Origin of the sequence: Pseudoalteromonas sp. SG41-1 (assembly GCF_014164575.1) — a bacterium.
GTDB classification, from domain to species: domain Bacteria; phylum Pseudomonadota; class Gammaproteobacteria; order Enterobacterales; family Alteromonadaceae; genus Pseudoalteromonas; species Pseudoalteromonas rhizosphaerae.
Genome location: NZ_JACJFL010000017.1, coordinates 1 through 18,618 on the forward strand (window position 1 = coordinate 1; position 18,618 = coordinate 18,618).

Genomic DNA, 18,618 nt, shown 5'->3' on the forward strand with positions numbered 1-18,618 from the left:
ATTGCTTTATATTGTTAAAGAACGTTGCGGTTAAAGTTAAACTTTATCTCGCTAGGGCTGCGCATATTACGCTTTCCTATTTTTTTGTCAACACTTAATTTTAAACTTTCTTAAAAATCTAAACTTAAGTTTTACTCGACTAACTGATTAACTCTTGCCTCGCTAAGCGTTGCTGTCTGCCGTCTCAGTGGGGTCGCATTATAGGGCGCGGCGAATTTTACGCAAGCGTTTTTTAAAGAAAACTTTAAATAAAGTGCTGTTCGTTCAATTTACGCGCTAAACAGCTCAAAAGTGCTAGTTTAGTATACAGCACAGATCCTAGCTGGCCATTTTATAGGCTCTACTGCTACACTATTTACCTCTTACTATTGAACTTATTCTTAATTTATTAGGTGTTTTATGGCAATCCGTTCTTATAAAGGAATTACTCCTCGTTTTAACCAGTCTGTTTATATAGATGAGTCGGCTGTTTTAGTTGGTGATATCACATTAGGTGAAGATAGTAGTGTATGGCCATTAGTAGCAGCACGAGGGGACGTTAACTATATACGCATTGGTGAACGTACTAACGTGCAAGACGGCAGCGTGTTACATCTAACGCGTGCCAGTAAAAGTAACCCAGATGGTTATCCATTAATTATTGGTGATGATGTTACCGTTGGTCACAAGGTTATGTTGCACGGCTGTTGTTTGGGGAATCGTATTTTAGTCGGCATGGGCGCGATTGTAATGGATAATGCCATTGTTGAAGATGATGTGATAATTGGTGGCGGTTCATTAGTCCCACCAAACAAGCGCTTGGAATCGGGCTTTCTCTATGTGGGTAGTCCAGTAAAGCAGGCGCGCCCTTTAACCGAGCAAGAGCTGAGTTTTTTAAAAATATCAGCAACTAATTATGTTGAGCTTAAAGATGAGTATCTAGCTGAGGATTAACTCAGCACTGAAACAATGGTTTGTCCTGCCGAGTTATATTCTTCATTCTCGATTAGTTGCTCGGCTATATCTTCATAGTCAAAACGCGCCTGTTCAAAATGTAACTTTGCAGCTTGTTGGTCTGCCAATGCTAGCGTGTGTGTGTCAATGACACATTCAACCATTAAGCCACTTACTTGAGCAAAAAACGTTAACAGCTGGGATTGTACGTTAAATTCAAATCGGTCGATAAATTGGATTGCTTGATTCATGCAAGCTCTCCGGTTTTTAATGCCCGAACAACAGGGAGTATTTCAGGCATATTATTGCGCCACACAAAATAGGCTTGTGCAGCTTGCCCTACTAGCATGCCACTTCCATCAAGTACGTTAATATTAGCCTTATAGCCCTGGGCCCATTGCATAAACAGCGTATTTTGCTGTGAATAAAACATATCATAAACATGTTCACAGCCATCAAGGTGTTTTTTATCAAGCGCAGGCAATTCACCAAGCATACTGCTAGATGTAGAGTTTACAATTAGCGAGTAATCACTTACTGGAAAATCATCAAAACCATAGCCAGTTACATTACCGTATTGGGCAAATAATTCAGCTAGTTCCTTAGCTTTTGCTGCCGTACGATTGACTATAATGATTTCACTCGGCTGTTGTGCCAATAATGGTAAAACCACGCCACGTGCAGCGCCTCCGGCACCTATAAGTAAGACCCGTTTATCTTTAATGGTAACCTGATTCGCAAGCAGATCGTTCACAAAACCAATGCCATCGGTGTTGTCACCTAGCAAGCGCCCATCATCTAATAACTTAATAGTATTTACTGCTCCGACAATGGTTGCCAATTCAGTTCGCTCATCAACTAGCGCAAATGCTTGCTCTTTAAATGGCACTGTAACATTAGCTCCTTTACCGCCTGTGGCAAAAAAATCGGCCACGGCTTTTTTAAAACCATCAATCGGTGCTAATATTGCGCTGTATTCGATTTGTTCGCCCAATGAGGTTGCAAATTGCTGATGTATCGCAGGGGATTTTGAGTGTTTAATAGGATTTCCAAAAACTGCATATTTGTCCATATTTGAGCAACCTCTTTGTGCAGTAACATTACCTCGTAACTTACTGCTAATTAATGATGATAAAACTATGATTAAACGATTCTTTTCAAAATCGAAACCACCAGAACAACAGCAAGCACCAACGCCAGAAAAAACACCTTATCAACTGATGGGTGGAGAAGCTGGTGCTTTAGCACTTGCGAATCGATTCTACGACATTATGGCCAGCGATGAATACGCTAAACCGTTATATGATATGCATCCTCAACCATTGGACCGTATTCGCCAAGTGTTTTTTGAGTTTTTATCAGGGTGGTTAGGCGGCCCAGACTTGTTTGTTGAAAAGCATGGTCACCCTATGCTGCGTAAACGCCATATGCCTTTTCCAATTGATCAAGATTTACGAGATCAATGGATGTATTGCATGAATAAAGCGTTAGACGCGGAAATTGATAATCCCTTATTACGAGAAGGGTTACGTAAATCTTTGGCACAACTTGCCAGTCATATGATTAATCAGCACTAGCACTTCTCTTTAACTGCACGTTATTTGCGCTAAGTCAAAACGGCCTTTTTTTAAATATAGATAATACGTGATCAAATATTTAGAAAAAGCGTCGTGCGTGTGAAATCAATCCAACATAAAATTTATGCCCTATTGGCCCTAACAGGCATTATTGTGTTAATTGCCAGTATTCTTAGTAGCTCAAGCCAACAACGAACGCTTGCGCAAGACACTGTTGCAGAAAATATTAAGCTTCTTGCTGATAACTACTTTGACTCTATCAATACTTTGATGATCACAGGCACCATGGCAAATAGAGAGCTATTAAGCCAAAAACTACGCAAGCACCCAAATATTGAAGATGCGCATATTATTCGCTCCCCAATTGTTAATAAACTTTATGGGCCGGGCAATAAAAATCAAGCGCCGAGCAACGATATCGAACGCGAGGCTTTAAAAGGCAAGGAAACATTGCTAATTGATCAGCAAAATAATAGCCGCAGTATAACTTTTCTGCGCCCTATGTTTGCCAGTAGCGATTATAAAGGCACTAATTGCCTTGGCTGTCATCAAGCACAAGAAGGTGATGTACTCGGCGTAGTTAAAATTAGTTACTCATTAGCTGATATTGATAATGCGGTGACTTACAACACCCTAGTAAATACCGCATTACTCTCTATTATTTTTATTATTGCCTTTGTATTACTGGGCATTATGTTTAGACAAATTTTTATTGTACGCCTTAAAAAGCTAGGTCATGCTATGCATTTAGCTACAACCAACAAAGATTTAAGCCTGCGAATTGACGATAGCGCTGAAGATGAACTGGGTTGGCTCGCCACCAGCTTTAATAAGATGATCGCCACCTTTAAAGATAATATTGCTCAAGTATCTCATTCATCAAAAGTATTGATCCACTCAGCAGAAAAAATTTATACCTCAGCGGATACTACTGAGCGCGCTATTTTAGAGCAAAAGAAAAATACAGACTCCGTGGCAGCTGCTATAAACGAACTAGAGAGCTCCTCTAATGAAGTAAAAAACACCACTCACTTTGCCTCTGAAAAATCAGAAAACAGTAATGAACTTGCACAACAAAGTATGCATGTTGCTGAACAAACCGAACTCAGTATTAATCAATTGGCAGACGATGTTCGCCAAGCTGCAGCGCAAGTAAGTCAACTACAAGTACAAACACTTGAGGTAGGAAAAGTACTCGAAGTGATTAGCAGTATTGCTGAACAGACCAATTTGTTAGCTCTTAATGCTGCGATTGAAGCCGCACGTGCAGGTGAAGCTGGGCGGGGCTTTGCTGTGGTGGCTGATGAAGTACGTACATTGGCAACTCGTACTCATGCATCCACCGATGAAATTCGTCGCACAATCGACAAACTGCAATCCGAAGCGGCGCAAACGGTTAAAACCATGGGTGAATCGTGTGAGGAGGCTGATGCTAGAGCGCAACAAGTAAAAAATGTTGCTCAAGCTTTAAAAGATATTTCTATGCAGATGAATGAAATAAATCAACTTAATATTCAAATAGCCGACGCGACAGAACAACAAAACTTAGCCGCAGAGGAAATAAATAGGAGTGTTATTGGTATTAGTGATAACGCTGAGCGGTCATTAGTGGATGCTAACGATAACCAAAAAGTAAGTGAGGAGCTGTTAAATCTAGCGCGTTCACTGGATGAGCAAGTAAGAAGCTTTAAATTGATGTAATACTTAAAGTTGCCAGTCAATAAACCAGATATTGACTGGCAGCCTGCTTACTATGCTAGCCCTAACCAGTCTCTTGGTTTTAAAAAGTCAGCGTATAGCTTATTTTCAGCACTGCCTTCTTCGGGTGTATAGTTATATTCCCAACGCACTAGCGGCGGCATCGACATTAATATTGATTCTGTACGTCCGCCACTTTGCAAGCCAAATAAAGTGCCACGATCCCACACTAAGTTAAACTCAACATAACGGCCACGACGATAAAGTTGGAAGTCTCGTTGCTGCTCAGTAAATGGGGTTGCTTTTCTACGTTCAATAATAGGTAAATAAGCCCCTAAAAAGCCATTGCCTACTGCTTGCATAAAGGCAAAGCTTTGCTCAAACCCGGCTTCATTCAAATCATCAAAGAATAAACCGCCGACACCGCGCGTTTCATCGCGATGTTTTAGGTAAAAATACTCGTCACACCATTTTTTATATTTAGGGTAAACCTCATCTCCAAACGGCGCACATAAATCATGCGCGACTTGATGCCAATGTTGAACATCTTCAAGCTCAGGATAAAATGGCGTTAAGTCAAAACCACCACCAAACCACCAAATAGGCTCCTCACCTTGCTTTTCTGCAATGAAAAAGCGTACGTTAGCGTGGCTCGTTGGAATATGAGGATTGTTTGGGTGGATCACTAGCGAGACACCACAGGCATGGAAGCTACGACCAGCAAGTTCTGGACGATGCGCAGTTGCCGATGCCGGCATCGAAGCACCAAACACATGCGAGTAGTTCACCCCACCTTGCTCGATCACATTGCCACCACGAATAACACGAGTTCGGCCACCACCGCCTTCTTCGCGCTGCCAACTGTCTTCTACAAACTTGGCTTGGCCATCAGCTTGCTCTAAACCTTGGCAAATTGTGTCTTGCAAGGCCATCAGGTAGGTTTTTACTTGTTCGAGTAAATTGCTGTGCATGGTTATCCTCTAAATACTTTGCCGGTCATTACATCTTTAATAGTGCTAGGCTGCGTGTTACCACCAAGTGGTTCATCTACATAAAATGCCACCAGCTCGCCAAACTCACTTTTAGCCATTGCAATACTAGTGACCGTATCATGTCCTGATAAGTTAGCACTAGTAGACACAAGAGGTTTGCCTAATTCTTGGCATAAGCGCTTTACTGTTGGGTGATTAGTTACACGCACAGCAATACTATCAAATTGTCCTGTTAACCATTTAGGCGTACCTTTAGCCGCTGGCATAACCCAAGTAATTGCGCCGGGCCAGCTGGAAAAAATATCAGCGCGTTTATCCATCGGAATTTTTGCATCATCAACATACTTTAATAATTGCCCATAATTATCGGCAATTAAAATTAAGCCTTTCTCAACGGGCCGCTGCTTTATTGCAAGTAAGCGCTCCACAGCTTGCTGATTATCGGGGTCACAGCCTAAGCCATAAACAGCTTCGGTTGGGTAAACAATAACCCCGCCTTGCGACACAGCAGCAAGGGCAGTTAAAGGAACTGAGGTAGTATCAGTCACTGAAAATCTCCAAATACAATAAAATTAAAGCCGGTAATTATTCGCTCACCGTGAATTTATGCGAGCAACTTTTCTGAGGGCATTGTAGCACAACACTATTGGTCATTTGCTTTTGCATCATTACTGGCCATTGGCACGCGGGGCAGATATGGCTAACTGGTTTGTGATTGAGTGTGTATTTACAACTTGGATAGCTATTACATGAATAAAATGTTTTACCAAATTTATTACTACGCGCCACTAACTGGCCTTTTTTACACTTAGGGCAAGCAGGTAAAACTTCTTCATTTGGCTCAGGCTCATCATGAGCAATATAGTGACACTCAGGATAACCCGTACAGCCAATAAACATACCATAGCGGCCATTCTTCACTACTAGCGGATTACCACACTCTGGACAAGGGCTATCATCAAGTACTTTGATTTGTTGAGTATCATGTTGAGCAAGCGAGCGAATAAAATTACATTCGGGATAACTCGCACAGCCAAGGAAAGGACCTGATTTACTGTTGCGGATCACAAGCTCTGAACCGCATTTAGGGCACACTTCGTATTCTTTTTCTAAGGCATGTTGATTTGCAGAAAAAAGCGATTGGTCGATTTTACTCATGTGTTCCCTAAGCAGCTGACTAATTTTCGCCTAATATACCCAAACTAATTAAAGATACAAGCGCAGCACTTGCTTAATGTAGTACCTCTGCCGGCTCATCAAAAATAAGTTCTTCCATTTGTGCATAAGCTTGCTCTGAGCCTGGCACATTAAACAACACCATAAGTACCACCCATTTTAAATCATCAAGTGATATATAAGCTTTATCTAATGCGAACAAACGATCCATAACCATTTCACGCGTTGCGCTGTTGATCACTCCTACTTGTTCTACAAACATTAAAAAGCCCCGACACTCTACGCTCAGCATGTGGCATTCACTATCGGTGAAAATACGTATCGCATGTTGTGGGAGGCGGTTTAAATAAGGGAATTCATCACTGTGCTGCAAGTCAGCAAGCTGCTCAAGCCAATCAAGTGCTTTGTATATTTCGGGCTTATTAAAGCCGGCACGTAATAATTCGTCAGTGAGTTCATTATGCTCAACAAAGACTTCGGCTTCGCTGTGAATGTAGTTTTCAAACAGATACATGAGGATATCGAACATGTTACTTTCCTCCACACTAAGCTTATCGAACTCTAATATAGCCATCTAATACACGCTCTACTCTATCTTCCAATTCAAGATCAAGTAAACGTGCTTGCACTTTATCTATTGGCCACTGGCTACGCTGAGCAATTAAATCAACAGCTGTTACTTCAAAACCAACACTGTTTAGTATTTCGCAGGCAGGTTCATCAACCGTTGCCTCTTCTATAGTATATAGACTGTTTTCGCAGAAAAAGCTCACTTCGTCTAGAATATCACTGACATTTTCCACCAGCTTTGCACCTTGTTTAATTAAAAAGTGACTGGCTTCAGAGAGTGGATTTTTAATTGAACCAGGCACTGCAAAAACTTCTTTGTTTTGCTCCAGCGCATACCGCACGGTGATAAGCGAACCGCTTTTTATTTCAGCCTCGACAATCAACACACCTAATGACAAACCAGATATTATACGATTACGTCTTGGGAAGTTATTAGCATTAGCGGCTGTACCGGGTAAAAACTCGCTCACCAACATCCCCCGTTCGGATACTTGATCGGTGAGTAACTTATGCCGTTTAGGATAATAAACATCCACTCCAGTACCAAGCACTGCAATGGTTTTACCATTGCCCGCCAGCGCTCCTTTGTGGGCAGCACCATCAATACCAAGCGCCATTCCGGAAGTTACCGTTAATCCTGCCAAAGTGAGTTGATGAGCAAATTCAGCGGCGATCTCTAAACCGATTGGCGTGGCATTGCGGCTTCCAACAATAGCGATTTGCGGACTGGTCAATAACTCTAAATTGCCTCGGCAAAATAGCAATAAAGGCGCGCTAGCAATTTCTTTTAATAATGGTGGATAGTGAGGATCGAAGTAATCAATTGCGGTTATCTGTGAGTTAACAATTATCTGTTGATAATAGTCAACTTGCTGCCAATCGGTTGCCAGTAAATTAGTGGCGACCTGCGGGCTTAAACCATGACCGGTAAGCTGCTCATGAGTCAGCTCAAACAAATCATCTAATGGCAGTTTTTGTGCCAATGCCAATAAGGTTTTAACACCTAAGCCTTTACATAAATAAAAGGCAAGCCAATGGGTTAGCTTGCCTGATGAATCTTTCATGCTCCCTCCTTAGAGCACTCAAACCTGAATTAATTTATAACTGCAAAATCACCGACTCGGATTGGGTGCTGGTTTTTTACGATTAAGGCATAACTAACGTTTTTATAAACTTTAAACACCATTAGCTGACCGACCTGTTCTTTTGGCATATGCCACACAGTCGTGTCGGCATCTGCCTCTACGCCAAAAAATTCGTTGGCGTTTGTTACTAACTTTTCAAGGCTATTTGAATCTTCTTTGTAGCGTGGGCCATTACGACCATCAAAAACAGTCGGTGATTGACGCTCAATATATAAAATGTGGCCTTCTTTAATTTGCTGCTCTGACCCTAAGTTTAGCACTACAATATCCATTGTGCTGAATTCTCGTAATCCACTCACTGATGCGATGATTTCACCTTGCACTGGCTGCTCAGGACGGTGAATATTAAAATACGCAGGTAATAGCTGACCTTCTATCGCAGGCATTAAAAAATCACCCGCTTTGATCTCTCTCTTTACCTGTTCAATTTTAACTGAAGCAGGTACACCATTGGCAATATCACCTTTTCTAAATACACGACCCACCGCCACTAATTGTGCTTTATTAGCCAACACTTCGTTTGTTTGCGGATCAACATATGCTTCGCCCTTGCGGTAAATAGCGTATGACTCGTGTAATTTCAGCTCACCTTTAACATAAACTATATGGCCTTCGGTATTCATTTTAGTGTTGACATTGGCTCCTAAAATATAAGGTTTATCGGCAATGTCATCAGCATTTAGTGCTTGCTCATAGATTAGGTAAGGACGCAGCAGCTCAAGAGGTAAAGTAGGGATCGCATTTTTACCTTTTTGTACAATTCGACCATGTGGAGAAAGCTTTTTATAACCCTGATTAATCACCAAACGTGGATTACCGTGCTCATCATAGATTAAAGACAGTGCATCCCCTGGGTAAATTAGGTGTGGATTATTAATTTGTGGATTCATTTGCCAAAGTTCCGGCCACTGCCAAGGCTCTTGCAAATAAACCCCTGAAATATCCCAAAGTGTATCGCCCTTTTTCACAACGTATTGTTTAGGCGCATCTTTTTTTATAGTTAATACATCTGCTAACGATGGGAAAGTAGCACTTAATGCCAACATTGCCGCGAGTAATGGGTATTTCATTGAGCTTCCTTGTGGTGTTTTTTCATTATTATCAACCAAAACCTGTTAAAGGTGAACGCGAATGGCTAAAATAAGAGCATACAATACCCTAAATTAAGCACAAGTGAAAAAGGTTACTATGGCTAGGTTAGAAGTTTTAAGATTTCCAGATGAGCGTTTACGTACAATAGCAAAAGAAGTGGTGCAAGTTGACGACCAAATTCGCCAAATTGTAAAAGACATGCTGGAAACTATGTATGATGAAAACGGCATTGGATTAGCTGCGACTCAAGTCGATATTCATCAACGTATTGTGGTCATTGACGTATCAGAAGAACGTGATGAACCGTTAGTATTGATCAACCCGACAATCACTAAACAAGATGGCACCACGGTAAGTGAAGAAGGCTGTTTATCTGTGCCACACTCTTATGCAAAAGTTGACCGCGCAGAAACTGTAACAGTGACCGCATTAAACGAAAATGGCGAAGAGTTTAGTTTAGATGCTGATGAGCTATTAGCAATTTGCATCCAGCATGAGCTTGACCATTTACAGGGTAAACTATTTATCGATTACTTATCACCGTTAAAGCGCCAGCGTATTCGTAAAAAACTTGAAAAAGAAGCTAAGTTAGCAGCGCAATAATACCTTAGTAATAATTAGGAAGTTCAGTGACACAACCATTACGCATTATTTTTGCCGGTACGCCAGACTTTGCTGCGCGCCATTTACAAGCTCTTATCGACTCAGAGCATCAAATTGTTGGCGTTTATAGCCAACCCGACCGTCCAGCAGGGCGCGGTAAAAAACTCAAAGCCAGTGAAGTGAAAGAGCTAGCACTGGCCAATGAGTTAGCAGTGTTTCAACCTGCCTCATTAAAAAGTGACGACGCTCTGGCTGAACTAAGCAGCTTAAATGCTGACCTTATGATCGTGGTCGCTTATGGATTACTGTTACCAAAAGCAATTTTAGAGGCGCCACGGCTTGGTTGTTTAAATGTACACGGCTCAATTTTACCGCGCTGGCGCGGTGCCGCGCCGATTCAACGCGCTATCTGGGCGGGCGATGAAGAGACTGGCGTCACCATAATGCAAATGGATGAAGGCCTAGATACCGGCGACATGCTGCATATTAGCCGCTGCCCTATTACCGCCACTGAAACAAGTGCAAGTTTATACGCTAAGCTTGCCGATTTAGGCCCAAGCGCACTAATAGACACCATTACTAAGTTAGCTAATGGCGAAATTACCCCGCAAGTACAAAATGACGAGCTTGCCAATTACGCTAAAAAGCTATCTAAAGACGAAGCAAATATTGATTGGTCGATGGACGCAGCGCAAATAGAGCGTAATATCCGCTCATTCAATCCATGGCCGGTCTGTTTTACCCAAATGGGTGAACACACTGTAAAAGTTTATCAAGCTAATGTTGTTGACCAGCAAGGCACGGCAGGCACGGTATTACAAAGCGATAAACACGGCATTGTGATTGCCTGTGGTACTAACGCACTTAATATCACTCAAGTACAACCACAAGGTAAAAAGCCAATGGCCATTACTGACTTTTTAAATGGTCGAGCAGACTGGGTAACTCCTGGCACACGAATAGGCGAACACAATGAGTAATGTCAGGGCGCTTGCCGCCGAAACTTTATATAACGTGGTTGATAAAGGCGCCTCATTAAATCAAGAGCTGCCTTTTGCCAGCCAAGGTTTACCACCTAAAGATAAAGCGTTATTACAGCAAATTTGTTACGGCGTACTGCGTTATTTACCAAGTTTAGAAAATTATTGTCAACATTTAGTTGAGCAGCCACTTAAAGGTAAGCGCCGTATATTCCAGTTTTTACTGTATGTGGGCATTTACCAACTACAACATATGCGGGTTCCACCGCATGCAGCCATTAGCGAAACGGTTAATGCATTAGAACAACTGCGCGCATTGGGTTTAAAAGGCTTGATCAACGCTATTTTACGCAGCTTTCAGCGCCAGCAAGTAGAGCTGGAAGAAAAAGCCAAGCAAATACCAGTGTGTTTATACAACCACCCAAACTGGTTTATCAAACAAGTAACTGAAGCTTACCCTGACTCTTGGCAAGCTCTACTAGAAGCGAACCAGCAGCAAGCACCAATGTGGTTGCGTGTTAACCAAGCGCAATATAGCACCGCTGAATATAGCGAAATGCTCACTGCTAATGACATTGAACATACACTCAATCCTGATTTCCCTGATGGTATTAAGCTGGATAAACCGCGCGATGTGTTTTCGTTGCCTGAATTCGACACCGGCGCATGTTCAGTACAAGATGCAGCAGCACAGCTTGCGGCACGCTTATTAGATCCAAAAGCTGACGAGCATATTTTAGATGCCTGCGCAGCACCCGGTGGTAAAACCTGTCACATTCTAGAACTCGCAGATGCTGATGTACTGGCACTTGATAGCGATGCAACCCGCCTTGAACGTGTAAAGCAAAACCTTGAAAGAATTGGCTTAGGCGCTGATTTACAATGTGCCGATGCTTCGCAGCCACACAAATGGTGGGATGAGCAACAGTTTGACCGTATTCTATTAGACGTTCCTTGCTCTGCAACGGGTGTAATTCGTCGTCACCCAGATATCAAATGGCTACGTCGTGCATCAGATATCAATGATCTGGCGACACTCCAAGGCGATATTCTCAATAGCATTTGGCCATTATTGAAACCAGGTGGCACGCTAATTTATGCAACCTGCTCAGTATTACCACAAGAGAACCAACAGCAAGTCGCTAAATTTTTAGCAAATAATAACGATGTTGAACATATCCCGCTACATGATAACGATACCCCAAGCAACCCTGGGCTGCAGTTACTGCCTGGTGAGAGTGACGGATTTTATTATGCCAAGCTTATAAAAACACACTCATAAGAAGCTTTTAGTAAACCATGAAAATAATCATACTCGGTGCAGGACAAGTAGGCGGTACACTCGCTGAAAATCTGGTAGGTGAACAAAACGAAATCACGGTTGTTGATATTGATGGCAACCGATTACGTGAGTTACAAGATAAATACGATCTACAGGGTGTTACAGGTCATAGTGCCCACCCTGATGTATTACGCCGCGCCGGTGCGGAAGACGCCGATATGATCATCGCAGTAACCAGTTCAGATGAAGTGAACATGGTCGCTTGCCAAGTCGCGTATAGTATTTTTAATACGCCGACTAAAATTGCTCGGATCCGTTCTGAGCAATACTTAAAGTACCGCGAAAAGCTCTTTCAAAACGATGATTTACCTGTTGACCACTATATTGCTCCAGAGCAACTAGTGACTAAGTATATTCGTCGCTTGATTGATTATCCTGGTGCGTTACAAGTTTTAGAGTTTGGCGATGGCATGCTCTCGCTGGTTGCGGTAAAGGCTTACTACGGCGGATTGTTAGTCGGTTATGCATTGTCAGCATTAAAAGAGCATATTCCTAATGTTGAAACTCGTGTTGCCGCGATTTACCGCCAAGGTAAAGCAATCAAACCACTGGGTACTACAGTAATTGAAGCGGATGATGAAGTGTTCTTCCTCGCTGCCACCAAACATATTCGTGCAGTAATGAATGAACTACAGAAATTAGAGCGTTCATACAAAAAAATTATGATTGCTGGTGGCGGTAATATTGGTGCTGGGCTTGCTCGCTCTCTGGAAAAGAATCATAGCGTAAAATTGCTTGAACGAAATAAAGAACGTGCTGAGCAGTTATCAGAAATGCTTGATAATACAGTGGTGTTTTGTGGTGATGCGTCAGATCAGGAGTTGTTATCAGAAGAACACATCGAACAAGTTGATGTATTCATCGCGGTAACCAATGATGATGAAGCTAATATTATGTCAGCCATGCTCGCTAAACGCATGGGTGCGCAAAAAACCATGGTGCTTATTCAGCGCGGCGCATATGTTGATTTAGTGCAAGGTGGCGAAATTGATATTGCCATTTCACCACAGCAAGCCACGATTTCCGCCCTGCTTACCCATGTTCGCCGCGGTGATATTGTTAATGTGTATTCATTACGTAAAGGCGCAGCAGAAGCCATTGAGGCGGTGGCCCATGGCGACGAACATACCTCTAAAGTTGTCGGCCGTGCAATTGCTGATATTAAGCTGCCTGCAGGTACCACGATTGGCGCGATTGTCCGTAATGATGATGTACTCATTGCCCACGACGACACGATAATTCACTCAGGCGATCACGTCATTATGTTCTTGATCGATAAAAAGCATATCAACGTAGTTGAAAAACTGTTCCAAGTTAGCGCTATCTTTCTCTAAATTACTCCTCACCTTTCGACACAAAGCAACTGTATCGAAAGGTGAATTTCCACCTCCAATACATGCAAATGAAAATCAATCTCAAAAGCATTTACTTGCGTACCCAAATCCATTACTCTCACGCTGTTTGATAATCAAGCGTTTTCTCTTTCTGTGAGAAGTTAATTTCACATTTTTTAATATAAATGGATTTCTTCAAATGATACACCCAACTTTAAACACCCCTCTTTGTGTTACATATTGCAGTGTTATTGGTATTCTTGTGTGTGGACTCTCGGCTAATGCCAATGCCGAAGCTAAAAACGACATTGAAAAACTAACCATCGTGGGCCAGCAAGATAGCGGCTACAAAGTCAGTGCAATGAACTCAGCAACAGGGCTTGATCTCAGCCACTTGCAAACTCCGCAATCGGTTATCGCTATCACCAGTGAATTTATGGCCGATCAACAATTAAATAGCGCTATTGAAGCCATCACCAGCGTAACCGGCATCAACGCCAGAGAAGCCGACAACGGTAAATATTCAATTTCAGCCCGAGGGATTAGCGTTACCAGTATTTTATATGATGGTATAGCAACTACTTATGATACCCGATTTAATTACGGCGATAACTTAACAGATACTGCTATTTATGAGCGAATTGAAGTTGTCCGTGGTGCCACAGGGTTAATGCTGGGGGCAGGTAATCCATCAGCAGCAATTAACTTAATACGTAAGCGCCCTACTGTGCATAACCAAGTAAATATTTCTGCAACGGTTGGTTCTTGGCAAAACTATCGTGGTGTGGTTGATGCATCGGGTAGTTTAAATAGCAGTGAAACAGTGCGTGCGCGTGCCGTACTCGCCTATCAAGATCAGCAATCATATCAAGACAGGTTCAGCCAAGATAAAACCACGTTATACGGTATTGTTGAAGCTGATTTAACCGATAACACGCTATTAACGGTGGCTATTGATAACCAAAAAACAACGCCTAAAGGCACGATGTCTGGCGGTTTACCTATTTTTTATAGCGATGGCAGCCGTACTAACTATGACCGAGAAACTTCAACAGCGCCAAATTGGTCATCTTCAACAACTGATGCCCTCAATAGCTTTATGAGTATTGAGCATTACTTCAATGCTAATTGGCAGCTAAGCGCGAGCTACATATATGGTAATAATGACCTACATTACGATGTTTTTTGGGCGACAGGTAACCCTGACTCACAAACGAATATAGGCATGATGCCCGGTTCAGTAAATTATATTGATGCCAAGCGGATTCAGCGCACCTACGAGATAGAGCTTACCGGTAGATTTAACTGGTTAGATCAAAGCCACCAAGTCATGTTTGGTTACAATAGCCAAGAGCAAGACTTTACAACCCCCTACTTCCCGGGGCAAGAAGAGGCAGAAATCATCGGCGATTTTACAGCCCCAAACTATGACTACCCAAAACCAACTTGGCAAGCTACACCCGCCTTTGGCTCTTATGGCACAACAGAGCAAAATGCTTTGTACTTTGCTTCACAACTTAATCTAACAAATTCACTCTCATTGGTTTTAGGAAGCCGATTAAATCAATGGCAAACAAATCAAGATAACTTTGGCAGCCAACATGATTATAAATTAGATAACGAGCTGACCAATTATTTAGGTGCTACTTATAGCTTGGCAGATAATTGGGCACTTTATGCTAACTACACCGATATATTTACCCCGCAAAGCCGCGTCGATAAAAATGGTAATTACCTTGACCCAATTCAAGGTCAAAATTATGAGCTAGGTATCAAGGCCTCATTATTGGACGAGCGTTTAGACATTGCACTATCGGGTTTTGAAATTCAGCAAGACAATGTGGGCGAATACACTGGCGAAACAATTCCAGACACTCTTCAGGCAATTTATCAACCAATTGATGGTACGGTCACCCAAGGGCTTGAGTTTGAACTTAATGGTGCATTTACTGATAGTTGGAATGGCTATTTTGGCTACACTTATAGCGAAGGTGAAACGCCCGAAGGTGACATCCTCAATACCACAAACCCAAAAAATCAATTTAAGTTATTTACCACTTATAAATTAGATCACCTGTTAACAGGGTTGAAAGTCGGTGGCGGTTATCGCTGGCAAAGTCGCAGCTATGATGAAGTAAAAAACCCAGTTCACGGTCAAGTTGAAGTAGAGCAATCAAGTTATGGCATCGCAAGCCTTATGAGTAGTTATCAAATTAACTCACAAATATCTGTTAGCGTAAATATTGATAACTTATTTGATAAAACTTATTACAACCAAATTGGTTTTTATAACCAATATCGCTACGGCAGCCCGCGAAAATTCTCCCTGCAGTTTGACTACAGCTTATAACCATTCAAGTTAACCAAAAAAAGCAGCTTAACTAAGCTGCTTTTTTTGTAGGAGTGTTATTTCTATCAGTTTATTGTACTTTGGCAAACTCTTCTTTCGATAGCTCACCGTTTTGATCTGTATCTAAGTCAGCAAAAATTTCAACTAACTGTGCATTCACAGAGGCTTCTTTTTGGCTAATCACGCCGTCTCCATCAGTATCAAATGTGTCAAAACTAACTGCTGCAAACGCAGTTGATGAAGCCGCTAAGGCAAAAATAGCAAGTGCTGTATTAATATGTTTCATAGTGTTATTCCTAATAATTTAAAAGAAAGAAATCCTTTTCAGAGATCCCTGTTTGTGGAAACTGAAATTACGCTTTTGAAAATTCTTCTTTTGATAACTCACCGTTTTGGTCAGTATCAAGCTCAGCAAACTTAGCTGAAATAGTCGCATCAGCAGATGCTTCTTGTTGGCTGATTACACCATTGCCATCAACATCAAGAGTATCGAAGTCAGTTGCTGCAAAAGCAGCTGATGATGATGCCAACGCGATAAGTGCTAAGGTTTTATTTAGTGTGTTCATAATTATCTTCCTTCCAAAATTTAGTGTGCTTGCTTAATCAAATGCGCAGGTCCTTTGCAAAGATCCTTGTATGAAAATAAGCGATTACGCTTCAGAAAACTCAGCTTTTGAAAGCTCACCATTACCATCAGTATCTAACTCAGCAAACTGGCTCATTAATTTTGCATCAACTGCCGCTTCGCTTTGGCTGATCGTGCCGCTACCATCAACATCTAAGGTGTCAAAGTCAGTACCTGCAAATGCTGCTGATGAAGAAGCTAATGCGATAAGTGCTAATGTTTTATTTAATGTGTTCATAATAAATATTCCTTCAAAGTTTATGGTTGTGAACTTAAGTGATAATCACCGTTTCGTTCAAGACAACTAGAGTATTACAACTTCGGTGCCAACAATTTATTACCATTAAAAATCATTGAGTTACATTGTATTTTGATGTTTTCGTGGAATTTAGAAGGACTATTCTGTTGCAGTTTAGCAACAAGATTTATGCGTAAACCTATAAAACCATATAAATCAAATGGTTAATAGTTATAAAAATGACACAACTCGATAAACTATGCTGATAATAGTGTTTTTTTCAAAGATGAGCACCCTAACCGCAACTGAACAGCAACTTTAACTGATAAAAATTAAATTTTTTTCATAAATTAACAATCTGAATTGTAAGGGGAAATTAAATTTATTTTGGTAAGTAAAAAATAAAAACGCAGTTAGTTTATGAAAATTCGTGTTTTGTTGCCATTGTGCGAAACAATAGCAACGATATTGCAGTTTTAACGCTCTGGGTATTCTTACAATTTAATTAAGCACCAACAATTTCAATCACAATATGTGTTTTCACCGAATTGGCGATAAAACATAACTCATGAGCCTGATGATGCATTTCTTCTAATTGCTCTGCACTAGGTTGCTCATTTTCGGCAAACTTCACACATGGTTTTAAAGTTACTTGAGTCATCGACATACGCCCATCACTAGCGCGCTGCATCAAACCAACGGCATCATCTTGATAGCTATCAACTATAAACTTATTTTTTGCCGCAATAGATAAGAAAAATAACATATGACAGCTCGACAATGACGCAATAAATGCCTCTTCGGGGTCGACACTTTCTGCCATAGAATATGGCAGTGGCACGATATGCGGTGAGGAAGATGCAGCAATAGTTGCCCCACCATCAAATTGCCACTGGTGAGCTCGGCTATATTTATTATCAATAAACAACTCTTCTGCTTGGCGAGACCAGACAACACTTGCTACATATTCAGACATTGAAACTCCCATTAAAAATTATTTTACGGTTAAAGCACCAACGAAAATGCACTCAACCACAACAACTGCACACCATAAGCTAATCGTTGATAAGTGCCTACACTGCCTTTTTGCTTAAATGCTTGCGTCAACAAAACTAAAAAGTAACAGGCAATACACACACAAAATTGAAAAAAGCCGAAATGAAATACTGGTATATGAACTTACAGCAACAAAAATTGGCGCAATCAGCAAAGACAGCAGCATTACCAAGCCAGCCCAAGAATGTATTTGGCAACTCAAAGTAGGGTTTTTAGTATTAGGATCCGCATCCATGGGGAAGTAACCAGCAATCCAGGTACCCACACCATGAATCATGACAAGCCAACCGACCAACGTAATTAATATAGCGGTATTTTCCAGTTGTACGACATACCAACCAAATAAACAAAATAGTAATCCAAGAGGATAGTTATTAATAAGCGGGGATAGTTTTTCCGTGGGACTGCCAGCAGCACCGAGATCGCTGCAAAATTGCTTTGCATGACTATAGTTTGGATAACACCTACCAGCGATATACACCCCAGCAACAATCCATATACTCGCGCTTAGTGCTGAATATAAACTAATAATCTCTAACATTAGCAACTTCCATGTATAAATTAATACCACGATAATAAGCTGATGTATTTATGTTGTAAATAATATACTAAACCGCGCAGAAAGCACACAGGCATAAAAAAAGCAGCCCGGGGGTATTGGCTGCTTTTGAACGTAATCAATGTAAAAGTCCTTTTAAAATTCCTTGTAGGCGGAAGCTATAATTAGGCCTTTGCGAACTCAGCTTTTGAGAGCTCACCGTTACCGTCTGTATCAAGCTCTGCAAATTTACTCATAAGCTCAGCATCAACCGATGCTTCACTTTGGCTGATTGCGCCGTTGCCATCAACATCTAGCGTATCAAAATCGGTAGCAGCAAACGCCGCTGATGAAGATGCCAGTGCGATA

Annotated in this window: 21 protein-coding genes and 1 pseudogene; 8 read left to right on the forward strand and 14 right to left on the reverse strand. The window is 41.5% G+C overall.

Annotated features, from left to right (window positions below):
* Positions 1 to 399: 399 nt before the first annotated feature.
* The gene (locus tag H5203_RS11380) at positions 400 to 933 is read left to right on the forward strand and encodes a gamma carbonic anhydrase family protein (RefSeq protein WP_149983193.1); all 534 of its coding nucleotides are present in this window, start codon (positions 400 to 402) and stop codon (positions 931 to 933) included.
* Here H5203_RS11380 and H5203_RS11385 read toward each other — a convergent pair.
* A complete protein-coding gene (locus H5203_RS11385) occupies positions 930 to 1,184 on the reverse strand; it encodes a DUF1488 family protein (protein WP_182819740.1) in 255 nt (84 codons plus the stop codon). The genes H5203_RS11380 and H5203_RS11385 overlap by 4 nt on opposite strands.
* Positions 1,181 to 2,005 (reverse strand): shikimate dehydrogenase, encoded by an 825-nt coding sequence (gene aroE, locus H5203_RS11390; protein WP_182819741.1) that lies wholly within the window; start codon positions 2,003 to 2,005, stop codon positions 1,181 to 1,183. Before aroE ends, H5203_RS11385 begins: the two co-directional genes overlap by 4 nt.
* Positions 2,006 to 2,072: 67 nt before the next feature.
* Between aroE and H5203_RS11395 the strand changes: the two genes are divergently transcribed.
* Together H5203_RS11395 and H5203_RS11400 are read left to right on the forward strand one after the other, a co-directional pair.
* Positions 2,073 to 2,510, forward strand: a complete 438-nt coding sequence (locus tag H5203_RS11395; RefSeq protein WP_145241782.1) for a group II truncated hemoglobin — start codon at positions 2,073 to 2,075, stop codon at positions 2,508 to 2,510.
* Between the two features lie 99 nt (positions 2,511 to 2,609).
* Positions 2,610 to 4,211 (forward strand): methyl-accepting chemotaxis protein, encoded by a 1,602-nt coding sequence (locus H5203_RS11400; protein ID WP_145241780.1) that lies wholly within the window; start codon positions 2,610 to 2,612, stop codon positions 4,209 to 4,211.
* 50 nt (positions 4,212 to 4,261) lie between these two features.
* Here the strand turns inward: H5203_RS11400 and hemF are convergent, their stop codons facing one another.
* The 6 genes from hemF to H5203_RS11430 all read right to left on the reverse strand — a co-directional run bounded on the left by hemF (position 4,262) and on the right by H5203_RS11430 (position 9,161).
* Positions 4,262 to 5,179, reverse strand: coding sequence for an oxygen-dependent coproporphyrinogen oxidase (hemF, locus tag H5203_RS11405; RefSeq protein ID WP_182819742.1), 918 nt, complete (start codon positions 5,177 to 5,179; stop codon positions 4,262 to 4,264).
* A gap of 2 nt (positions 5,180 to 5,181) precedes the next feature.
* On the reverse strand, positions 5,182 to 5,748 hold the full coding sequence (locus H5203_RS11410) for an L-threonylcarbamoyladenylate synthase (protein WP_182718493.1): 567 nt from the start codon (positions 5,746 to 5,748) through the stop codon (positions 5,182 to 5,184).
* Positions 5,749 to 5,785: 37 nt separating this feature from the next.
* The gene (locus H5203_RS11415; RefSeq protein WP_182819743.1) at positions 5,786 to 6,358 is read right to left on the reverse strand and encodes a type I DNA topoisomerase; all 573 of its coding nucleotides are present in this window, start codon (positions 6,356 to 6,358) and stop codon (positions 5,786 to 5,788) included.
* 73 nt (positions 6,359 to 6,431) lie between these two features.
* Positions 6,432 to 6,905: a DUF494 family protein gene (locus H5203_RS11420; RefSeq protein WP_149983187.1), complete on the reverse strand. Its 474-nt coding sequence runs from the start codon at positions 6,903 to 6,905 to the stop codon at positions 6,432 to 6,434.
* Between the two features lie 22 nt (positions 6,906 to 6,927).
* Positions 6,928 to 8,010: a DNA-processing protein DprA gene (dprA, locus tag H5203_RS11425; RefSeq protein ID WP_145241770.1), complete on the reverse strand. Its 1,083-nt coding sequence runs from the start codon at positions 8,008 to 8,010 to the stop codon at positions 6,928 to 6,930.
* A 29-nt stretch (positions 8,011 to 8,039) separates the two neighbouring features.
* Positions 8,040 to 9,161, reverse strand: coding sequence for a LysM peptidoglycan-binding domain-containing protein (locus H5203_RS11430; RefSeq protein WP_182819744.1), 1,122 nt, complete (start codon positions 9,159 to 9,161; stop codon positions 8,040 to 8,042).
* Positions 9,162 to 9,279: 118 nt separating this feature from the next.
* Between H5203_RS11430 and def the strand changes: the two genes are divergently transcribed.
* The 5 genes from def (at position 9,280) to H5203_RS11455 (ending at position 15,792) form a co-directional block, all read left to right on the forward strand.
* Positions 9,280 to 9,786 (forward strand): peptide deformylase, encoded by a 507-nt coding sequence (gene def, locus H5203_RS11435; RefSeq protein ID WP_145241766.1) that lies wholly within the window; start codon positions 9,280 to 9,282, stop codon positions 9,784 to 9,786.
* A 26-nt stretch (positions 9,787 to 9,812) separates the two neighbouring features.
* Entirely contained in the window at positions 9,813 to 10,766 is a 954-nt protein-coding gene (gene fmt, locus H5203_RS11440) for a methionyl-tRNA formyltransferase (RefSeq protein ID WP_145241764.1), read from the forward strand.
* The gene (gene rsmB / locus H5203_RS11445; RefSeq protein ID WP_145241763.1) at positions 10,759 to 12,048 is read left to right on the forward strand and encodes a 16S rRNA (cytosine(967)-C(5))-methyltransferase RsmB; all 1,290 of its coding nucleotides are present in this window, start codon (positions 10,759 to 10,761) and stop codon (positions 12,046 to 12,048) included. Before fmt ends, rsmB begins: the two co-directional genes overlap by 8 nt.
* 17 nt (positions 12,049 to 12,065) lie before the next feature.
* Positions 12,066 to 13,442 carry a Trk system potassium transporter TrkA gene (gene trkA, locus H5203_RS11450; RefSeq protein WP_064668279.1) on the forward strand — a complete coding sequence of 459 codons (1,377 nt, stop codon included), beginning with the start codon at positions 12,066 to 12,068 and terminating at the stop codon, positions 13,440 to 13,442.
* Positions 13,443 to 13,641: 199 nt separating this feature from the next.
* Positions 13,642 to 15,792: a TonB-dependent siderophore receptor gene (locus tag H5203_RS11455; protein WP_259401941.1), complete on the forward strand. Its 2,151-nt coding sequence runs from the start codon at positions 13,642 to 13,644 to the stop codon at positions 15,790 to 15,792.
* 70 nt (positions 15,793 to 15,862) lie between these two features.
* Here H5203_RS11455 and H5203_RS11460 read toward each other — a convergent pair whose 3' ends face one another.
* The 6 genes and pseudogenes from H5203_RS11460 to H5203_RS11485 all read right to left on the reverse strand — a co-directional run bounded on the left by H5203_RS11460 (position 15,863) and on the right by H5203_RS11485 (position 18,617).
* Positions 15,863 to 16,078, reverse strand: a complete 216-nt coding sequence (locus H5203_RS11460; RefSeq protein ID WP_145241762.1) for an EF-hand domain-containing protein — start codon at positions 16,076 to 16,078, stop codon at positions 15,863 to 15,865.
* 67 nt (positions 16,079 to 16,145) lie between these two features.
* Positions 16,146 to 16,358 (reverse strand): calmodulin, encoded by a 213-nt coding sequence (locus tag H5203_RS11465; protein ID WP_145241760.1) that lies wholly within the window; start codon positions 16,356 to 16,358, stop codon positions 16,146 to 16,148.
* An 84-nt stretch (positions 16,359 to 16,442) separates the two neighbouring features.
* On the reverse strand, positions 16,443 to 16,655 hold the full coding sequence (locus tag H5203_RS11470; RefSeq protein WP_145241758.1) for a calmodulin: 213 nt from the start codon (positions 16,653 to 16,655) through the stop codon (positions 16,443 to 16,445).
* 505 nt (positions 16,656 to 17,160) lie between these two features.
* The gene (locus H5203_RS11475; RefSeq protein ID WP_145241756.1) at positions 17,161 to 17,631 is read right to left on the reverse strand and encodes an OsmC family protein; all 471 of its coding nucleotides are present in this window, start codon (positions 17,629 to 17,631) and stop codon (positions 17,161 to 17,163) included.
* Positions 17,632 to 17,660: 29 nt separating this feature from the next.
* A pseudogene (locus H5203_RS11480) lies at positions 17,661 to 18,252 on the reverse strand (DUF998 domain-containing protein).
* Between the two features lie 182 nt (positions 18,253 to 18,434).
* The gene (locus tag H5203_RS11485; RefSeq protein ID WP_310736559.1) at positions 18,435 to 18,617 is read right to left on the reverse strand and encodes a calmodulin; all 183 of its coding nucleotides are present in this window, start codon (positions 18,615 to 18,617) and stop codon (positions 18,435 to 18,437) included.
* Position 18,618 lies beyond the last annotated feature (1 nt).